The following is a 15218-nucleotide window of genomic DNA, read 5'->3' on the forward strand; positions in this document are numbered from 1 at the left end:
GATCAACCCGCTCAAGGGTTGGTCGTGGCTCAGCCGAAGAAGGCCTCAGCCTCGGCGTAGCGGTGCGGGGGGACGGTCTTGAGCTCGCGGGTGGCGTCGGCCAGCGGAACGCGGACGATCTCCGTGCTGCGCAGGGCGACCATCTTGCCGAAGTCGCCCTCGTGCACGGCGTCGATCGCGTGCAGGCCGAAGCGGGTGGCCAGCACCCGGTCGAAGGCGGTGGGCGTGCCACCGCGCTGGGTGTGGCCCAGCACGACCGCGCGCGCCTCCTTGCCGGTGCGCTTCTCCAGCTGGTCGGCCAGCCAGTTGCCGATGCCGCCGAGGCGCACGTGGCCGAACGCGTCCAGCTCGCCGTTGAGGGTGATCATGTCACCGTCGGTCGGCATGGCGCCCTCGGAGATCACGATGATCGGCGAGTAGTTGGTCTTGAACCGGGTCTCCACGTGCTCGACGACCTTGTCCAGGTCGAACTTCTGCTCGGGGAGCAGGATCACGTTCGCGCCGCCGGCCAGGCCCGCGTGCAGCGCGATCCAGCCCGCGTGGCGGCCCATGACCTCGACGACCACGGTGCGATGGTGCGACTCGGCCGTGGTGTGCAGCCGGTCGATCGCCTCCATGGCGATGTTGACCGCGGTGTCGAAACCGAACGTGAAGTCGGTCGCGCCCAGGTCGTTGTCGATCGTCTTCGGCACGCCGACGACGTTCACGCCCAGCTCGGTCAGCTTGGTGGCCACCCCGAGGGTGTCCTCGCCGCCGATCGCCACGAGCGCGTCCACGCCCATGTCGGCCAGGTTCTGCTTGATCCGCTCCACGCCGCCTTCGATCTTGAAGGGGTTGGTGCGGGACGAGCCCAGGATCGTGCCGCCGCGCGGCAGGATGCCGCGGACCTCCGGGATGCCCAGCGGGCGGGTGATGCCCTCCAGCGGTCCCTTCCAGCCGTCGCGGAACCCGACGAACTCGTGCCCGTAGGTGCCCACGCCCTTGCGGACCACGGCGCGGATGACCGCGTTGAGACCGGGGCAGTCGCCGCCGCCGGTGAGTACGCCGATACGCATTTTCTCGTCCTCCCGATTACGGGTAGTCAGTTGCCGGGCCCCGGGAGACGAGTGATCACGGCTACGTTGCCGGCCGGGGCGGGCCGCAAATGCGCACTGTACTGGGATCACCAGGCTTAGGCCAGCACGCCCCGCCGCTGTCCACATGTCGGGGCCTGACGGCGCTCACCAGGCGAGCGCAACAGTGTCGCAATGGCAAGGTTACCCGTGCGTGACAGGCCCGCGGCAGGCCGGGGCGTGCCGTCCCGGCCTGTCACCGGCACTTCACCCGGCGTCCACCACGGGCGGTTTGGCGTCCTTGCGCTTACGCGCCGTCATCGCCCGGAAGCGGGCCAGGTTGTGGCGGGCGTCCACGAGCGCGTCGTGCCGGGCCGTCGCCGCCTCGGGCAGCACCGGACGCCCCTTGTCGTCCCACAGCTGGCGCAGCTCCTTGGTGAAGCGCGGGATGGCCCGCGGCAGCGTCACCATCGCCCCCCACAGCTGCGCCAGGCACACGTGGTCGTACGCGCCGTACCAGGCCCACAGCTCGATGGTCTCCTGAGGCTTGCCGGCCAACGGCTCGGTCAGGAACTCCAGCAGCTCGGTGCGGATGCGCTCGCGTGAGCGCCACGCCTTGTCCGCCGGGGACGGGAGCAGGTTCAGCACGTTGTCGCGCACCCACGGGATGGCCCGGGTCGGGTCGAACTCGGTGGAGACGGCGTAGAACTCCCGGCCGAACTCGTCGACCACGCCGATCGAGACCAGGTCGATGGTGACTCCGTCCTCGATGAACTCGCAGTCGTAGAAATATCGGTAGGCCACGTCTTCCCCTGTCGTGAGGATCTCTCCTGTACGCCCGGCGCTACGGGCCCCTACCCTGAGCGCCATGACGTTCTCGATCGTCGCGCGTTCGGCCGACGGGGTCGCACACGGGGTCGCCGTAGCCAGCAAGTTCCTGGCCGTGGGAGCTGCCGTGCCCGCCGCGGAGGCCGCCGTCGGCGCGCTGGCCACCCAGTCCTACGCCAACCTGGCCTACCGGCCGCAGGGACTCGCCCTGCTGCGCACCGGCACCGCCGCGGCCGACGTGGTGGCCGGGCTGACCGCCGCCGACCCGGGACGCGACTCGCGCCAGCTCGGCGTGGTGGGCCGCAGCGGCGACGGCGCGACGTACACCGGGGCGGACTGCCACGGCTGGGCCGGTGGCCGCACCGGCGACGGGTACGCGATCCAGGGCAACATCCTCGCCGGACCCGAGGTGGTGGCCGCCATGGAGGCCGCCTGGCTGGCGAGCGACCCCACGGCGGAGCTGGCGCGACGGCTGCTCGCGGCGCTGCGCGCGGGCGACGGGGCAGGCGGCGACAAGCGCGGGCGGCAGAGCGCGGCGCTGTATGTCGTCGCCCCCGGCCAGGGCTACGGCGGCACCAGCGACATCGTGGTCGACCTGCGCGTCGACGACCACCCCGACCCGTGCGCCGAGCTGGCCCGCCTGCTCGACATCCACACGCTGCTGTTCGGCAAACCCGACCCGGCGACCCTGCTGCCGCTGCGCGACACCCTGGCCGACGAGGTGCACACGCTCCTGGCCGCCCGCGGCCACACCTCGTCCGATCTCGACGCCGCCCTGTCCGGCTGGGCCGGCATCGAGAACCTCGAGGAGCGCATGGTCCCCGGCCACATCGACCCCCTGGTCCTCGCCCACCTCCGCGCCTCCTGACCGCCCGCGCGGGCGGGCGGATCGCGGACGGGCGCACGGGCGCACGGACGGGCGCACGGCCGGACGGACAGACGCATGGCAGGACGGACGGGCGCACGCACGACCGGAAAGGCGCACGCGACCGGACGGGCGAGGTGGATCAGTCCAGTAGGGCGGTGCGGGCCTCGTCGAGGGCGGCGCGGCAGCGGTCGGCCGCAGGCTGGTCGAGGGTCCCGGCGGCCAGGGCGCGGGCGCAGGCGTCGGCCTCCATCGCCCAGCGGAAGCGCAGCAGGGTTTCCAGGCTGCCCTCGATCTCCGCGACCGGCACCGGGCCGCTGTCCTCGTACGCCGCCAGCAGCTCCCGCGCCTGCCCCGGACCGCCGGCGTGCCGGACCGCCGAGGCCACGTCGTACATCAGCGGGCCGAACCGCGCGCGGCCCCAGCTGACCAGCCCGATGCGGCCGGTCCCGTGGTCCAGCAGGAACGCCGCCGGGCGCGGGTCGCCGTGCAGCGGGCCGACCGTGAGCCGGTCGGTGATCTGCAGTTTCGTCAGCGCGGTGACCGCGCCGGTGAGCGCGGGCCGTAGCCAGGCCGCGACGGACAGATGCGGCGCGTCCGGACGCAGCGGATGCCAGGCGGGCAGGCCCGGGTGCCGGAACCCGGCGAGCCCGCGGTGCGCCGCGCCGAGCCGGTCACCCCACCACTGCTGGTCCACCGGGTCCGCGCCGTCGAGTGGACGGCCGGGGACGAAGTCGAGCAGGGCGAGCACGTGCTCGCCGACGGGCACGCACAGCGCGCCGTCCGCGGCGCGCACCGGGGCGCCCGTGCCAAAGCCCCGCCGGTCGAGATGTTCGGCGGCGGCCAGCCCAGCCTCGAACCTAGGCCGTTCCGCGCCCTCTACCAGGACCGCCAGGTACCGCCGGTCACCCGCGGCAACCGTCCTGGTCGATGTCGTCGGCTCACCGTCCAGCGGAGTGCAGCCATCCGGCTGAAGGTGCCATGCCGTACGAAGTGTCGTGCGGATCGTATCGTCAGCCAGCACGGGCGGATTATCACATGTGGCAGCACGCTGTCGTATCCGTCGGAGGTGTCTGCGTTACGGCAGATCTGTCAATGGACAGCCTCCGATGGCGACGCACGGAGTGGACGTGGCGGCTCACGCACGCGATGATCTGTCCAGGGTTGCACCGACCGCCACGACCGTGTGCGTCGGTGGGGGTGGGAAACGGAAGGGGTAGGCGGTGGAGATTCGCATTCCGGAAGCTGCGGACGCGCTCACCGGGGTGGACATGTTCGCTGGTCTGGAGCCTGAGGTACGGCAACGGGTGATCGCCGCGGCGGTGCCGCGCACCTTCCGCAAGGGGCAGCTGCTGTTCGTCGAGAACGACCCCGGCGAGTCCCTCATCGTGCTCAAGCGGGGATCGGTGGCCATCTTCCGCACGTCCCCGACCGGCGAGCGGGCGGTGCTGTCCGTGCTGCGCCCGCCGGACGTGCTGGGTGAGGTGTCCCTTCTGGACGGTTCGGCCCGCTCGGCGTCGTGCGAGGCGCTGGAGGACTGCACCGCGCTGGCGCTGTCGCGGGGCGCGTTCATGGAGCTGGTGCACTCGAACCCGCGCATCCTCGACGCGGTCATGCGCTCGCTGGGCGCGCTGATCCGCCGGCTGACCGAGCAGAACGCCGACCATGTGTTCCTCGACCTGCCCGGCCGCGTCGCCAAGACGCTGGTGCGGCTGGCCGGGGAGAGCCAGGCTCCGATGATCACCATCGAGCTGAACCAGAGCCAGCTGGCCGAGATGGCGGGCGGCTCGCGCCAGAGCGTGAACCAGGCGATCGGGTCCTTCGCCAGCCGGGGATGGCTGCGCACCGAGGGCCGCCGGATCGTGGTGATGGACGTTCCCGCCCTGCGCCGTCGCGCGGGTATGCAGGACCGCTGACGTCACAGATCGTCGGATCAAGGCTCCGCCCACCCCGGGACGGAGCCTTGATCTGTTTTTGCGGACGCTGGACGTGGTCATGGCGACGTCCAGCGTCCACAAAAACAGATCATGCGCGGTGCGCCGGCGACCCGGCCGGAAGCGGGCACCCGGAAGCCGGCCCGCCGTTGCGGCGCAACGGGTTCGGCCTCTACTGAACCGCTTTACCTGAGCGAGGCCCGGCCCTACTATGGGAGCGCTTCCATTGACGGTTGTTCCCATCGCCCGCGATGTGCCCGCATCGCTGGGAGCGGCCGCGTTCCCAAGGAGTCCCCATGTCCCGTTCCCCACGGCGTGCCCTGCTGGCCGCGCTGGCGGCGGTCACGGCCACGCTGGCCCTGGCCCTGCCGTTCGTCGGCTCCCCCGCCGCCCAGGCGGCCGACCCGCGCGACAGCTTCGTCACCCGCTGCGGCATCCGCTTCTGCCTGGACGGCAAGCCCTACTACCACGCCGGCACCAACACCTACGACGTGTTCACCTTCGGCTACGACTGGCTGCCCGGTGAGCAGTACGTCGACAAGGCCAAGATCGACGCCCACATGACCCGGCTGCAGAGCGACAACGTGTCGGTACTGCGACTGTGGATGTTCAGCCACGAGGACTGGATGGGCTTCGAGGCGGCCGAGGGCGTCTACACCGAGGAGGCGTTCATCCTCTTCGACTACGTCATGAAGTCGGCCCGGGACCACAACATCCGGCTCATCCCCGTGTTCGAGAACTTCTGGGAGGCGTACGGCGGCATCGACAAGCGCCTGGCCTGGGAGGGCCTGCCCACCGGGTACGCCAACCGCTGGCGCTTCTTCAACAAGACCGCCTGCCCCGGCTGCTTCACGCAGTACCGCAACTACGTCACCAAGGCGCTGACCAGGACGAACTCGTTCACCGGCGTGGCCTGGAAGAACGACCCCACGATCCTGGCCTGGGAGCTGATGAACGAGCCCCGCTACCCCGACGCCACGCCCAACGAGAACACCACCGGCACGACCCTGCGGGCCTGGGTCGACGAGATGGGCGCGCTGGTCAAGAGCCTGGACCCGAACCACCTGCTGGGCACCGGTCAGGAGGGCCAGGAGACGAAGTACGGCTACGGCGGCGACTCCGGCGGCCCGTGGACGTACATCCAGTCCTCGCCGTACATCGACTTCACCTCGGGGCACATGTACCCGACCGAGGGCTGGGCGGGCCTGAACTTCGCCACGGCCCGCGCCCTGCTGCGCCGGTGGATCAGCGACTCGCACACGGTCGTCGGCAAGCCGTTCTTCCTCGGCGAGTGGAACGTGCACGACGACAAGACCACCTGGTGGACCGAGATGTACGCCGAGATGGAGGCCTCCGGCGGCGACGGCGACGCGTTCTGGTGGTTCCCCGCGAACAGCAGCTGCGGCGGCTTCGACTCCGGCCAGGGCTGCCCCGAGCACGCCGTGTTCCGGCAGCACTCGCTGAACATGAAGGCCAAGAGCGGAGTCGTCGACCCGTCGCCGAGCGTCAGCCCGTCCCGCTCGGCGAGCCCGTCGCCGTCGGTGAGCCCCAGCGCCAGCCCGAGCCCCAGCCGCAGTGCCAGCCCGAGCCCGAGCCGCAGCGCCAGCCCGTCGCCGAGCGCGTCGCCCAGCCCGAGCGCGAGTCCCAGTCCGAACGCCGGGACGAGCTGCCGGGCGGTGTACCGGGTCGACAACTCCTGGCCCAACGGCTACAACGCCTCGCTGGTGGTGACCAACACCGGCAGCACCACGTTCACCAACTGGGTGCTGACCTTCACGCTCGGCAGCGGCCAGGTGATCGTCAACGGCTGGAACGGCACCTTCACCATCAGCGGCAGCACGGTGACGGTCACCGCGCCGGGCTGGGCCCCGAACCTGGCGCCCGGACAGAGCTGGACGGTCAGCTTCACCGGCTCCGGCCCGTCCACCGCGCCGAGCAACGTGAAGCTCAACGGGGTGGCCTGCACCGCGAGCTGAACACACGGCGGAGGGCGGGCCGGATCACCCGGCCCGCCCTCCGCGTCACGTCGTCGCATCCGATCCGCCCGCCGGGCGGCGGTGCGTTGACGCCGCCGTCAGACGGTCACGGCTGGTCGTCCGGCTCCGTGTCCGGCTCGTCGGCGGGCGGCGCACCAGGGCCCACCCAGGCCTTCTCCTCGGCGGGCGGCGACCCGGGGCCGACCCACGCCTTGTCACCGGCGGGCGGGGCACCAGGGCCGACCCATGCCTTCTGCGGCTGGTCGGGCGTCGGCTGGATTTCGGTCATGTTCTCCACCACTCCCTGTTCTTCGAGCTCGGCGAGGGTGATCGCGTCGATGTCCACAAGCTCGCCCACGCCGTGCGCGACCCCGAAGGGATCGGTCCAGGCGAGCGCCAGTCGCACCAACATCGTTCGGCCTCCCACGCACGACCATCGATTGGCTAGCGTCCGCTGGCGACGCGCACCGGCGGCCCACCTCCGGCGGGACCCCCGACCACTCGCCACCAGCGCCACACGAGACCCCGGCACACCTGCCGCGGTCTGTTCAGTGCACGAAACTGTAGCCGCGCGGCGGTGTTGGCGCGGACCCCTTGTCGCGTTAGCTACAGCGGTAAGGAAACGACCCGGGCGGTCAGGCCATACTGGACCTCCGGCGACCTGGCGGAGACGTGAAGACCCCAACCTGCGCGCACTGCTCCCGCGCGGCCGGCCCGGACGACAGGTTCTGCGGCGGCTGCGGGGCTAACCTCACGCCACCATGCGTCCACTGCGGACGTACGGTGGCTTTCGGCGACCTCTTCTGCACCGGCTGCGGCAACCCGCTGGCCGCGGCGCAGGGCCCGCCCGCCCGGGAGGACCGGCGTCAGGTCAGCGTGCTGTTCGTCGACATGGTCGGCTTCACCGCGTACGCCGAGCAGTCCGACCCGGAGCAGGTGCGCACCCTGCAGCAGGAGTATTTCAGCGCGGTGCGCCAGGTGGTCCGCCAGTTCGGCGGCGTGGTGGAGAAGTACATCGGCGACGCGGTGATGGCCATCTTCGGTGCCCCGGTCGCCACCGAGACCGACGCGCTGCGCGCGGTGCGGGCCGGGCTGGAGGCGCAGCGGGTGCTAGGCCGCGGCAGCCTGGCCGACGCGGCGACCTTCCGGGCCGGGGTGGCCACCGGCGAGGCGCTGGTCGACGTCGACGCGGCCCGCGACGGCGGGCAGGCCATCGTGGCCGGCGACGTGGTCAACACGGCGTCGCGGCTGCAGTCGGCCGCCATGCCCGGGGCCGTGCTGGTGTGCGCGGAGACGGCCCGTGCCAGCGCCGACGACATCGAGTACGACGAGCAGGCCCCGCAGACGCTCAAGGGCCGCAGCACCAGCAGCCGGGTCTTCCTGGCGGTGTCGGCCCGGCTGCAGCGGCGCGACCGGGACGAGTCCACCCCGATGGTCAACCGCGACCACGAGCGGGGGCTGCTGGTCACCGCGCTGCACCGGACCATCCGCGACCGCAGCCCGCAACTGGTCACCGTGTTCGGGCCGGCCGGCATCGGCAAGAGCCGGCTGCTGCGCGAGCTGGCCCGGCACGCCGAGCGCATCCCGGAGACCACCGTGTGCTGGCGGGTCGGGCACTGCCCGCCGTTCGGCGAGAACGTGACCTACGCGGCGCTGGCCGAGATCGTCAAGGCGCAGGTCGGCATCCTCGACACCGACGACGAGCCGACCGCCCGCAACCGGCTGGAGAGCGCGCTGCGGGCCATGTGCGGCGAGCTGGAGGCGGCCAGGCTGGGCGACGCCCTGGGCCCGCTGGTGGGCCTGCCCGGCGCCGGGCTGAGCCCGGGTGAGACCGAGTCGGCCTGGCGGCGCTTCCTGCTGGCGATGACCACGGCCAACCCGACCGTGCTGGTCTTCGAGGACATGCACTGGGCCGACGAGGCCATGCTGCGCTTCGTGGAGATGCTCGGCAGCATCGGCCCCGGGGTGCCGCTGCTGGTGGTCGCCACCGCCCGGCCCGAGCTGCGCGAGCGCCGGCCGGGCTGGACCAGCGCGGTCAGCGGCGCGGTCTCGGTGTCGCTGGGCCCGATGCACGACGAGCACATCGCGGCCATGTACCGGCTGATGTTCGGCCAGGCCGTCTTCCCCGCCACCGGGGTCGCCCCGCTGGTGGAGCTGGCCGGCGGCAACCCGCTCTACGCCCACGAGTTCGTCCGCATGCTGGTCGAGCGGGGCGAGCTGCGCCCGGTCGGCGGCAACTGGGCGCTGGCCGACGGCGACGCGACCCCGATGCCGCAGACGGTGCAGGCGGTCATCGCCAACCGGCTCGACCTGCTGGACCCGACCGACCGGTCGGTGCTGCAGGCCGCCGCGGTGGTGGGCACCCAGTTCTGGCCGGGGGCGGTGGCGGGCGCGCTGGGCCTGGCCGCCGACGTGGTGATCCGGTCGCTGCAGCGGCTCCAGCAGCGCGACCTGGTCGCCGAGCACCCGACCTCGGCGATGGCCGGGCAGCCGGAGTACGCGTTCCGCCACGTGCTGGTCCGCGACGTCTGCTACCAGCGGCTGCCGCGCGCCGAGCGGGTCACCCGCCACCAGCGCACCGCCGACTGGCTGGAGCAGATCGCCGACAACCGGGTGACCGACCTGGCCGAGGTGCTGGCCAACCACCGCTGGGCCGCCCACGAGATCGCCCGGACGCTGGGCATGGACCCCGAGCCGTACGCCCCGGCGGCGCGGACCGCCCTGCACCGGGCTGCGCGGCGCGCGTACGCCCTGCACGCCCTGGACGCCGCGGCGACGCTGCTGGACCGCGCGTTCAGCCTCAAGCTGGACAACGACCCGCTACTGGACCTGTTCGCCGCCGAGCTGCAGCTGTTCCGCGCCGCGGACTCGTTCGGCGACAGCGGCGGCCCGCAGCGGCTGGCCGAGCTGGCCGAGGAGCTGGACCGCCTCGGCGAGCGCGCCGGGGCGGCCCGCGCGCTGACGCTGCTCGGCACGGTCGCCTGGAGCCGCGCGGACCGGGCCGCGACCCTGGCGCACCTGGACGCCGCGGTCGAGCGCTACGAGGAGCTGCCGGAGACCCTGGAGAAGGCCGAGGCGCTGCTGGAGCTGGCCCGGGTGCACATGATGAACTACGAGGCCGAGCCGGCGATCGCCGCCGCCGAGGCGGCCGCCGACATCGCCGACCGGCTCGGCCTGGCCGAGGTGCACGCCAACGCCCGCATCACGTCGGCCACCGCGCGCTACATCGCGGGCGACCCGATCGGGTTCAGCGAGCTGGAGCTGCTCACCGAGCACTGCCGCGAGCACCGGCTGACCAGCCGCCGCCGGGCGGTGCAGAACTACGCCTGGGCCTGCCTGGAGGAGGGCGACCTGGCCCGGCACCACCGGCTGCTGACCGAGCAGCGCACGGTGGACATCGCGGGCGGCCTGAGCCTGGCCACCAACTTCCACCGGGAGGCGGCCGACGCCTTCTTCGCCGGGGACTGGGACACCCAGGTGCGGGCGATCAGCGAGACGATGCGCTCCAACGCGGCCGAGTGGGACGCCATGTCGGTGCTCACCTCGTCCTGGATCCGGGTGCTGCGCGGCGAGGAGCCCGACGACGACGCCATCGAGAAGCTGCTCTACTTCGCCCGCCGCAGCGGCTTCCACCGGGTGCTGCGGGGCGCCACCGCCCCCGCCGCGCTGTGCCGGGCGCTGCAGGGCCGCGCCGAGGAGGCCGCCTCGCTGCTCGGCGAGCTGGAGCGGGACTGGCAGGCCCGGGTGATGCTGCCGTTCGGCGAGTGGGTGGCGGCCGCCGGGCACGCGGCCGCGCTGCTCGGCACCGTCGAGCAGGAGCGGGTGCGGGCGATGCTGGCCCGCTCGCCGCGGCGTACGCCGTGGGTCCGGGCGGCCCTGGCCACCGTCGCGGGCGAGCACGTCGAGGCGGCCGGGATCTTCGCCGGCATCGGCGACGCCAGCAACCGGATGCTCTCGCTGGCCTGGGCCGCCCGCGCGGGCACGCTCGACGAAGGCGGCCTGGCCGAGCTGCGCGAGTTCGCCGCCCGCAACCGGGCACAGGGGCTGCTGGGTTAAGCCGCGGCCGCCGCGACGTTCTTGATCTTCACGGCGTACGTGTCGACGTACTCGCGGCCGGAGAGCTCCATCACGTCGTACATGATCTCGTCGGTGATCGCGCGCTCGACGAACCGGTCGCCGGCCATGCCGGCGTACCGGGAGAAGTCCAGCGGCGCCCCGAAACGGATCCGCACCCGCATCACCTTGGGGATGAGCTTGCCGGTGGGCTGCACCACGTCGGAGTTGAGCATCGCCACCGGCACCACCGTCGCACCGCTCTCCAGCGCCAGCCGGGCCACCCCGGTCTTGCCCCGGAACAGCCGCCCGTCCGGCGAGCGGGTGCCCTCCGGGTAGATGCCGGCCAGGCCGCCCGCGCGCAGCACGCGCAGCTGGGTGTCCAGGGCCGCCTGCGCGGCCCGCCCGCCGGAGCGGTCCACCGGGATGGTGCCGGTGCCGACGAAGAACATCTTCGTCAGCCAGCCCTTGACGCCCTTGCCGGTGAAGTATTCCGCTTTGGCCACGAATGTGACCTTCCGCTTGACCACCAGGGGCATGAAGATGGAGTCGGAGAACGAGAGATGGTTGCTGGCGAGGATCGCCGGGCCCCGGTCCGGCACATGTTCGAGTCCCTCGACCTGCGGCCTGAAGATCAACCGCAGCAGGGGGCCGAGGATGATGTATTTCAGCAGCCAGTAGAGCACTGAGTCCCGTCCAAGTCGATCGGCGAACGTGGTGTGGCGCTTGACGATCCGGCTCGGAGGGGCCGGCCGGGACATACCGTGTTTGTGGCATGCATCGCAGAGCCTACTGCCGGAACACGGGTGTCACGTGTCAGGATTTGAAGCGATGCCCACCGGCCCCACGACGAGCCCCTATCCCGCCAAGGAGTGTGCCAGGTGCCAGCCACGGACGATCCGGACCGCACGCCGGCCGAACCTGCGCGTCCCGGGCCGTCCGGCAACGACGCGACGCCCGAACAGGTGGATGCGGAGTTCGCCCGCATCGTCGCCGGTTTCGACACGCCATTGACCGCCCGGCCCTGGCCCGCCGGCGAGGAGCCGCCCGCCGCCCCGGCCGCGCCGACCGGCCCGGTGTGGCCAGCGGGCGGCCCGGTCCTCAACCGCGCCGCGCTGACCGGCGACCCCCGAGGGATCTCCCCCGGCGACCCGTCGCTGCTCGACTCGCTGGACTCGTTCGGCAGCGGGCTGCCCGACGACACGCCGGAGGAGTTCGTGCCGCCGCCGCCCCCGCCGCTGCCGCGGGTGCCGTTCGCCGCGATCGTGGCCGTGCTGTCGATCATCTTCGGGTTCGTGCTCTTCTTCGACACCCGGCTGCTGCCCTTCAACGAGCGGGTGAGCATGCTGTTCGCCCTGGTCTGCATCCTCGGCGGGGCGACCGCGCTGATCATGCGGCTGCGCCCCGGCGACGAGGACGACGAGCTGCCGCCCGACGACGGCGCTGTGGTCTAGGTCGAAAAGCCCGCTCCGTGGTGGAGCGGGCTTTTCGAACAAGTCAGCCTCAGGCCGACTTCTCCAGCCAGTCCAGGATCGCGTCGATCGGCTCGCGCCAGCGGGTGTCCAGCATCAGGTCGTGGCCCATGCCCGGGAACAGCAGCGGCGCGCCGCCGTAGCCGCGGGCCACCCGGCGCAGCGCGGTGTCGGACACGATGCGGTCGTCAGGGCTGCCCACCACCAGCACCGGCGGGTCGCCCACCGGCGGCTGCGGGGTGCGCCCGCGCAGCAGCTGCCACTGGGCACGGGTCGAGGCCCGGCCCAGGCGGGCGGCGTACCCGCGGGCGGCGTTGGCCGGCAGCTCGCGGCTGAACAGCTGCCCGGCGGGCAGGCGCAGGCCCCCGCCGAACAGCGCCGGCAGGCTGAGCATCGGGTTGCGCAGCGCGGTGCCCGCCCCGCCGAAGACCGGCGACAGCAGCACCGCGGCCCGCGCCGGGTAACGCGCCAGCGCATGCGCGGTGACCAGCGCGCCGGCCCCGTGCCCCACGATCACCGCGCGGCGCGGCAGGGAGGCCGCGACCTGAGCCACATCGTGGGCGTACGCCCGCAGCGTGGCCTTCGGCGCCTTCGCGCTGTCGCCGTGGCCGCGCAGGCTCACCGCGTACGCCGGGAAGCCGCGGTCGGCGGTGTGCTCCAGCCAGTGCTCGGCGAACGCCCACGCGCCGTGGCCGAACCCGGGCACGAACAGCACGGGCGGCTTGCCCTCGTCCAGCTCGGGGGTGGCGCGGCGCACCTCACGGCGTACCGGCGCGATCGGGAACGCCCACTCGCGGGCGCGCAGGACCTTCACTTCGCCCCCTCCAGGCTGAGTTCGTCGAGCAGGCGCTGGATGGCCTTGAGGTAGGTGGTGTGGCTGATCTCGAACCAGTGCCGGGTCGAGTCCTTCACCTTCGCCGAGGTCCACCGGCGGTCCAGCTCCGACTCCAGGCGGCGCTGCACCGCGACCGCCTTCGCCGGGGCCGCCTCGCGCACCCGCAGCATCCGGGCGAACGCCACCATCTGCCAATGCACCAGCGGGAACAGCCCCGAGTCCGGCTGCAGCAGCCCGGCCACGGCCAGCGTCGGCTGGCGCCTGGGGAAGGCGTGCATGGCCAGCCGCGGGCGGCCCTGCGCGTCGACGCCGAGCAGGCTGCCGTCGATGAACTCGAACGACGGGTGGTAGCCGGTGGCCAGCACGACCAGGTCCGGCTCGATCACCTCGCCGCCCTTGAGCTCCACGCTGTGGCGGTGGAAGCGCGCCACGTCGCCGACCGGCGAGACCGCGCCGTGGCCCAGGTGGTAGACCAGCTGGCTGTTGACGATGGTGTGCGTCTCGTAGATCTTGTGGTCGGGCTTGGGCAGGCCGAACCGGGTCAGGTCGCCGACGGTCGACTTCAGCGTCCGGTGGGCCAGGAACTGCCGGGCCCGCAGCGGCAGCTTCAGCCACAGCATCAGGTCGTTCACCTGGTCGGCCGGGCGGCCCAGGGTGTACTTCGGGGTGTACCAGTAACCGCGCCGGGTCGAGTGCCAGCAGCGGGCGGCCTGCTGGGCCGCCTCCACCGCGATGTCGCAACCGGTGTTGCCGGCCCCGATGACCAGGACCTTCTTGTTGCGCAGCTGAGCGGCGTCCTTGAACTGGGCGGCGTGGATGACCTCGCCCTTGAAGTCCTCCAGGCCCTCGTACTCGGGGCGCTTCGGGGACCAGTTGTGGCCGTTGGCGATGACCACCGCCGCGTACCGGTGGATGCGCTCGCCGCCGTAGCCGCCGGTGCTGCGCGTGGTCACGTCCCAGCGCTCGCCCTCGGCCGGCTCGACCTTGACGACCTCGGTGCCGAACCAGATGTGCGGCTTGAGGTCGAAGTGGTCGGCGTAGTGCTCCAGGTACTCCAGCACCTGGGTGTGCTTGGGGTAGTCCGGCCAGCTGTCCGGCATCGGGAAGTCCGGGAACTGGCTGAACGGCTTCGAGGAGATCAGGTGCGTGCTGGAGTACACCGGGCTGCGGTCGTGCCGCCAGTTCCAGGCGCCGCCGACGCTGGTGTCGCGCTCGTAGCAGTCGACGCCGAACCCGTGCTCCTTGAGGTTCTTCATCGCGGTCAACCCGCTGGGCCCCGCGCCGATGACGCAGACCGTGCCGCTGCGGTCGTAGACCGGCCAGCCGTCCCGCCACGCCGTCGCGGGGGCACCCTGCTCGGGATCGCCGTAACCGGCCGAATACGTCACCCACGACCTCCACCACTAGGTAAGACGCTGAGCATCTTTCCCGTTTGCGGCAGAGGTTGTAAAGCGCGGATTCCTAGACGATGTCGACGACCAGGGGGTAATGGTCGCTGGCCCGGTCCGCCGCGTCCGACGTGTCGACCTGGTATCGCCGCAGCTCCAGGCGCGGGTCGAGGAGGATCGCGTCGATCCGCCGGTTCGGGTTCGGGGTCGGGAAGGTGTGCCGGTCCTCCAGGTCGGCCAGCGCCGCGGCGTCGGCCAGCCGATCGGTGAGCAGCTGCCAGGAGTCGCCGTCGGGGGTCTCGTTGAGGTCCAGCCCCACGATCACCGGGTCGTCGAGCGCCAGCGCCGGCTTGAGCAGCGCCGCCTGGGCCGGTCGCTCGGCGTCGTCGGTCGACAGGTGCGACCCGACCACCACGAACGGCGCCCGCCCCGGCACCTCCAGCCGCGCGAAGCACGCCCCCCGCATGTGCCGGCCCGGGGTCAGCGGATAACGCATGCACCACTGCTCCAGCACCCGCACCCGCAGACTGGTCATGATCACGTTACCCAGGCTGGGCATACCCCCGGCGGCCATGTACATCCCGAACGACGCGGCCAGCTCGGCGCACTTGGTCCGCCACCGCCAGCGCCGGGGCGCCTCCTGCACGATCAGCACGTCCGGGGCCAGCTCCCGCACCACCGCCGACAGCGCAGACAGATCATCCCGCAGCGAATGCACGTTGTACGACACAACCCGCAGCGACATGCCGCCCAGCATGCCCCACCCCCGCCACGATGATCATGAAGTTATGGCTACGACACGCCGTCGAGCCTTG

The 15218-nt window shown here is 72.2% G+C and carries 13 protein-coding genes; 5 read left to right on the forward strand and 8 right to left on the reverse strand.

Annotation, left to right across the window (positions count from 1 at the left end; translation table 11 throughout):
• Window positions 1-29: 29 nt before the first annotated feature.
• Together F6W97_RS26215 and F6W97_RS26220 are read right to left on the reverse strand one after the other, a co-directional pair.
• Window positions 30-1055, reverse strand: a complete 1026-nt coding sequence (locus tag F6W97_RS26215) for a 6-phosphofructokinase (RefSeq protein ID WP_120316157.1) — start codon at window positions 1053-1055, stop codon at window positions 30-32.
• A gap of 264 nt (window positions 1056-1319) precedes the next feature.
• Window positions 1320-1856 carry a polyadenylate-specific 3'-exoribonuclease AS gene (locus F6W97_RS26220; RefSeq protein ID WP_155373186.1) on the reverse strand — a complete coding sequence of 179 codons (537 nt, stop codon included), beginning with the start codon at window positions 1854-1856 and terminating at the stop codon, window positions 1320-1322.
• A gap of 64 nt (window positions 1857-1920) precedes the next feature.
• On the opposite strand from F6W97_RS26220, the gene F6W97_RS26225 reads away from it, so the two are divergent.
• On the forward strand, window positions 1921-2748 hold the full coding sequence (locus F6W97_RS26225; RefSeq protein ID WP_155373187.1) for a DUF1028 domain-containing protein: 828 nt from the start codon (window positions 1921-1923) through the stop codon (window positions 2746-2748).
• A 139-nt stretch (window positions 2749-2887) separates the two neighbouring features.
• Here F6W97_RS26225 and F6W97_RS26230 read toward each other — a convergent pair whose 3' ends face one another.
• Window positions 2888-3769 carry a phosphotransferase enzyme family protein gene (locus tag F6W97_RS26230; protein WP_155373188.1) on the reverse strand — a complete coding sequence of 294 codons (882 nt, stop codon included), beginning with the start codon at window positions 3767-3769 and terminating at the stop codon, window positions 2888-2890.
• A gap of 199 nt (window positions 3770-3968) precedes the next feature.
• On the opposite strand from F6W97_RS26230, the gene F6W97_RS26235 reads away from it, so the two are divergent.
• Both F6W97_RS26235 and F6W97_RS26240 read left to right on the forward strand, forming a co-directional pair.
• Window positions 3969-4661 carry a Crp/Fnr family transcriptional regulator gene (locus F6W97_RS26235; protein ID WP_144121521.1) on the forward strand — a complete coding sequence of 231 codons (693 nt, stop codon included), beginning with the start codon at window positions 3969-3971 and terminating at the stop codon, window positions 4659-4661.
• Window positions 4662-4975: 314 nt separating this feature from the next.
• Complete coding sequence (locus F6W97_RS26240; RefSeq protein ID WP_155373189.1) at window positions 4976-6655, forward strand: cellulose binding domain-containing protein; 1680 nt, start codon at window positions 4976-4978, stop codon at window positions 6653-6655.
• Between the two features lie 106 nt (window positions 6656-6761).
• On the opposite strand, the gene F6W97_RS26245 is transcribed toward F6W97_RS26240, so the two are convergent.
• Window positions 6762-7067, reverse strand: a complete 306-nt coding sequence (locus tag F6W97_RS26245; RefSeq protein WP_155373190.1) for a hypothetical protein — start codon at window positions 7065-7067, stop codon at window positions 6762-6764.
• Between the two features lie 260 nt (window positions 7068-7327).
• Between F6W97_RS26245 and F6W97_RS26250 the strand changes: the two genes are divergently transcribed.
• Entirely contained in the window at window positions 7328-10711 is a 3384-nt protein-coding gene (locus F6W97_RS26250) for an AAA family ATPase (RefSeq protein ID WP_155373191.1), read from the forward strand.
• On the opposite strand, the gene F6W97_RS26255 is transcribed toward F6W97_RS26250, so the two are convergent.
• Window positions 10708-11394, reverse strand: a complete 687-nt coding sequence (locus F6W97_RS26255; RefSeq protein WP_155373192.1) for a lysophospholipid acyltransferase family protein — start codon at window positions 11392-11394, stop codon at window positions 10708-10710. The two genes, F6W97_RS26250 and F6W97_RS26255, sit on opposite strands and share 4 nt — an antisense overlap.
• 195 nt (window positions 11395-11589) lie before the next feature.
• On the opposite strand from F6W97_RS26255, the gene F6W97_RS26260 reads away from it, so the two are divergent.
• The gene (locus F6W97_RS26260) at window positions 11590-12162 is read left to right on the forward strand and encodes a DUF308 domain-containing protein (RefSeq protein WP_155373193.1); all 573 of its coding nucleotides are present in this window, start codon (window positions 11590-11592) and stop codon (window positions 12160-12162) included.
• Window positions 12163-12211: 49 nt separating this feature from the next.
• On the opposite strand, the gene F6W97_RS26265 is transcribed toward F6W97_RS26260, so the two are convergent.
• From F6W97_RS26265 to F6W97_RS26275, 3 genes are all read right to left on the reverse strand, one after another.
• A complete protein-coding gene (locus F6W97_RS26265; RefSeq protein ID WP_155373194.1) occupies window positions 12212-12994 on the reverse strand; it encodes an alpha/beta hydrolase in 783 nt (260 codons plus the stop codon).
• Window positions 12991-14403, reverse strand: a complete 1413-nt coding sequence (locus F6W97_RS26270) for a flavin-containing monooxygenase (protein ID WP_230687003.1) — start codon at window positions 14401-14403, stop codon at window positions 12991-12993. Before F6W97_RS26270 ends, F6W97_RS26265 begins: the two co-directional genes overlap by 4 nt.
• 73 nt (window positions 14404-14476) lie before the next feature.
• A complete protein-coding gene (locus F6W97_RS26275; protein ID WP_155373195.1) occupies window positions 14477-15148 on the reverse strand; it encodes an endonuclease/exonuclease/phosphatase family protein in 672 nt (223 codons plus the stop codon).
• Window positions 15149-15218: the final 70 nt, after the last annotated feature.

It is taken from the genome of Catellatospora vulcania (genome assembly GCF_009720385.1).
GTDB lineage: Bacteria > Actinomycetota > Actinomycetes > Mycobacteriales > Micromonosporaceae > Catellatospora > Catellatospora vulcania.

Excerpts from the sequence above, each read along its gene's own strand:
- F6W97_RS26215 (WP_120316157.1), bottom strand. The coding sequence starts at position 1,055 with ATGCGTATCGGCGTACTCACCGGCGGCGGCGACTGCCCCGGTCTCAAC.
- F6W97_RS26225 (WP_155373187.1), top strand. The coding sequence starts at position 1,921 with ATGACGTTCTCGATCGTCGCGCGTTCGGCCGACGGGGTCGCACACGGG.
- F6W97_RS26240 (WP_155373189.1), top strand. The coding sequence starts at position 4,976 with ATGTCCCGTTCCCCACGGCGTGCCCTGCTGGCCGCGCTGGCGGCGGTC.
- F6W97_RS26245 (WP_155373190.1), bottom strand. The coding sequence starts at position 7,067 with ATGTTGGTGCGACTGGCGCTCGCCTGGACCGATCCCTTCGGGGTCGCG.
- F6W97_RS26275 (WP_155373195.1), bottom strand. The coding sequence starts at position 15,148 with ATGTCGCTGCGGGTTGTGTCGTACAACGTGCATTCGCTGCGGGATGAT.